Source organism: Streptomyces sp. NPDC006265, from assembly GCF_040613555.1.
Classification (GTDB): Bacteria; Actinomycetota; Actinomycetes; order Streptomycetales; family Streptomycetaceae; genus Streptomyces.
The window spans coordinates 1-3,417 of the sequence record NZ_JBEXSH010000929.1 but is presented as its reverse complement, the minus strand read 5'-3'; the positions used below and the strand labels follow the sequence as shown (position 1 = coordinate 3,417).

The following is a 3,417-nucleotide window of genomic DNA, read 5'->3' as shown; positions in this document are numbered from 1 at the left end:
GAGGTGGTTGTGAGCACAGAGGTGACAGCATCCGGTCCGGGGGGGACGGCGACGCACCCGCCCGGGGGCACCGCGGAGCGCGTCGCCGGCCTGGAGCACCGCCGGGAGCGGGCGGTGGCCCCGGGCGGGCCGCGCAGACGAGGGGAGTACTCGGCCCGGGAGCGGATCGAACGGCTCGTGGACAAGGACTCCTTCACCGAGACCGGCCTGTTCGTCCGGGCCCGGCCCGCGGGGCACGACGCCCGCCGCCCCTACGGCGACGGCGTGGTCACCGGGTACGGAACGGTCGACGGCCGCCCGGTGTGCGTGTTCGCCCAGGACTCCACCGTGTTCGGCGGCAGCATGGGCGAGGCCTTCGGTGAGAAGACCGTCGCCCTGATGGAGCTGGCCCTGAAGACGGGCTGCCCGGTGATCGGCCTGAACGACTCCGGCGGGGCTCGGATCCAGGAGGGTGTCGCCGCCCTCGCCCTCTACGCCGAGCTGGTGCGGCGCAACGTCAAGGCCTCCGGGGTGATCCCGCAGATCTCGGTCGTCCTGGGCCCGTGCGCGGGTGGTGCCGCGTACTCGCCGGCGATCACCGACTTCACGGTGATGGTGGACGGCGCCTCACACATGTTCGTCACCGGCCCCGACGTCATCGAGACCGTCACGGGCGAGCGCACCACCGCCGAGGAGCTGGGCGGCGCCCGCACCAGCAACAGCGTCAACGGCAACGCCCACTTCCTGGCCGCCGACGAGGAGGACGCCCTCGACACCGTGCGCGACCTGCTGTCGTACCTGCCGGCCAACAACCTGGAACGGCCCCCGGAGTACGCCCCCGGGCACGCCCCGGCCGGTGACGGGCTCGACGAGATCGTCCCGGACCGGCTCGGCGAGGCCTACGACATGCGGGACATCCTGCACGCGGTCGTCGACGACGGTGAACTGCTGGCGGTGCAGGAGCTGTTCGCGCCGAACATCATCTGCGCCCTGGCCCGCGTCGAGGGCCGCTCGGTGGGCGTCGTCGCCAACCAGCCGCTGCACGCCGCCGGGGTCCTCGACATCGACGCGTCCGAGAAGGCCGCGCGGTTCGTCCGGTTCTGCGATGCGTTCGGCATCCCGCTGCTGACCTTCGCCGACGTGCCCGGATATCTGTCCGGGGTGCGTCAGGAGCAGGCCGGGATCATCCGGCGCGGCGCGAAACTGCTGTACGCCTACGCCGAGGCCACCGTCCCCAAGGTCACCGTCGTGGTGCGCAAGGCGTACGGCGGCGGCTACGCGGTGATGGGGTCCAAGCACCTGGGCGCCGACGTCAACCTCGCCTGGCCCACCGCGCGGATCGCAGTCATGGGCGCCGAGGGGGCCGTGGGTGTCCTGCACCGGCGCGAACTCGCCGCGTCCGACGATCCAAAGGCGCTGCGCGCCGACCTCCTCGCCGCATACGAACGCACCCACGGCACCCCGTACCTCGCCGCCGAGCGCGGCTATGTCGACGCCGTCATCGCGCCACGCGAGACGCGGGAGCAGGTCTGCCGCGCCCTGCGCGCACTGCGCGGCAAACGCGCCCCGATGCCGGAACGCCGGCACGGCAACATCCCCCTCTAGCCGCCCTCTCCTCCCCCTCTCCCCTTCTTTGCGACCCGTAGGCCGATCCGCGCCGTGAGGAGCCCCGCCTGATGGACAGCCGCCGCCCCCCGCTCGCGCCCGCGTGCCCCACGCTGCCGGAGTACGTACGGCACTGGGCCGAGACCACACCCGACCGCCGGGCCTTCACCTTCGTCGAGTACCCGGCGCCGCACTCGCGCGGCGTCCACCGCACCCTGACCTGGCACCGGTTGAACGTGCGCGTGCGGGCGCTCGCCGCGCGCCTGGCCGACGAGGCCGGGCCCGGGGACCGGGTCGCGCTGCTGTGTCCGCAGGGCACGGAGTACGTGGCCGCGTTCCTCGCGGCCCTGTCCGCCGGACTGGTCGCCGTGCCGCTGTACACGCCGGGCCTGCCCGGGCACGCGGACCGGCTCGCGGGCGTCCTGGCCGACGCACGTCCCTCGGTGGTGGTGACCACGAGCCGGGCCCGTGACGAGGTGCGGGATTTCCTCGGGGCCGGCGGGCCGCGGATCGTGGTCGCGGACGAGGTGCCCGACGGCGACGGCCGCGACCGGCAACCGGCCGCCCCGGACCCCGGGGCACCCGCCTACCTCCAGTACACCTCCGGTTCGACCCGCGCCCCGGCCGGCGTGGAGATCAGCCACGGCAACGTCGTCGCCAACGCCCGCCAGGCCCTGGCCGCCTACGGCCTCGACACCCGCCCGATGACCAGTGTGGGCTGGCTGCCGCTCTACCACGACATGGGGCTGGTCCTCAGCGTCGCGGCCCCGGTGGCGCGCGGGGCGCTGTCGGTGCTGATGGACCCGGCGGCGTTCCTTCACGAGCCGGTGCGCTGGCTGCGGCTGCTCGCCGCGCATCCGAACGCCGTGAGCGCGGCGCCCAACTTCGCCTACGACTACTGCGTCGCGACCGTCACCGCCGACCAGAAGGAGGATCTGCGGCTGGACAGGGTGACCGCGTTGATCAACGGCAGTGAGCCGGTCCGCCCGGGCACCGCCGGCCGTTTCCACGCGGCCTTCGCGGACCAGGGCCTGGCCCCCGGGACGCACTGCCCGTCGTACGGGCTGGCCGAGGCCACGGTGTTCGTCTGCGCGGCCCGGCCGGGTGAACCGCTCAGCCGGTTCGCGCTCGACCGCGACGCCCTGGCGGCCGGAAAGGCCCTGCCCGCCCGGCCCGACGATCCCCGGGCGGTGTTGCTGGCGGGCTGTGGCACCCCGGCGGGTCAGCGGGTCCGGGTCGCCGACCCGGTGACGCGGGTGCCGCTGTCGGAGGGCGAGGTGGGAGAGATCTGGGTGCAGGGGCCGAACGTGGGCCACGGCTACTGGAACCGGGACTCGGAGGAGGTCTTCGGCGCGGAGTTCGCGGACGCCGCGGCCGGTCCGGGCCGCTGGCTGCGCACGGGCGATCTGGGGACGGTGCTGGAGGGACAGCTGGTCGTCACGGGACGGCTGAAGGACCTGATCATCGTCGACGGGCGCAACCACTACCCGCAGGACGTCGAGGCGTCGGCGCAGGAGGCGCACGAGGCGGTGCGCCGGGACCGGCTCGCCGCCTTCGCCGTGCCGGGCGGCGCCGGTGGCGAATGTGCGGTCGTCGTGGCGGAGCACGCGCGGACCGCGCACCTCGCCGAGCTGGACGTGGCCGCGCTGGAGCGTGCCGTGCGCGGCGCCGTGTCCGCCCGGCACGGGCTGCGGCTGGCCGACGTCGTCGTGGTGCCGCCGGGTACGGTGCCGCGCACGTCCAGCGGCAAGGTGTCGAGGGCGCTGACCCGCGCCCGCTATCCCCCCACACGCGGACAGCCGCGTGTTTCGTAGCTTCTTACCGTCTGCCCCA

General features: G+C 74.3%; 2 protein-coding genes. Both read left to right on the top strand.

Annotated elements, in window-relative coordinates; genetic code table 11:
- Window positions 1-9 precede the first annotated feature (9 nt).
- Window positions 10-1,584: an acyl-CoA carboxylase subunit beta gene (locus tag ABZ281_RS42940; RefSeq protein ID WP_356663522.1), complete on the top strand. Its 1,575-nt coding sequence runs from the start codon at window positions 10-12 to the stop codon at window positions 1,582-1,584.
- A 71-nt stretch (window positions 1,585-1,655) separates the two neighbouring features.
- Window positions 1,656-3,398: a fatty acyl-AMP ligase gene (locus tag ABZ281_RS42935; RefSeq protein ID WP_356663520.1), complete on the top strand. Its 1,743-nt coding sequence runs from the start codon at window positions 1,656-1,658 to the stop codon at window positions 3,396-3,398.
- Window positions 3,399-3,417: the final 19 nt, after the last annotated feature.

What these genes read in the sequence shown, in the direction of transcription:
- ABZ281_RS42935 (WP_356663520.1), top strand. Translation starts at nt 1,656, where the DNA reads ATGGACAGCCGCCGCCCCCCGCTCGCGCCCGCGTGCCCCACGCTGCCG.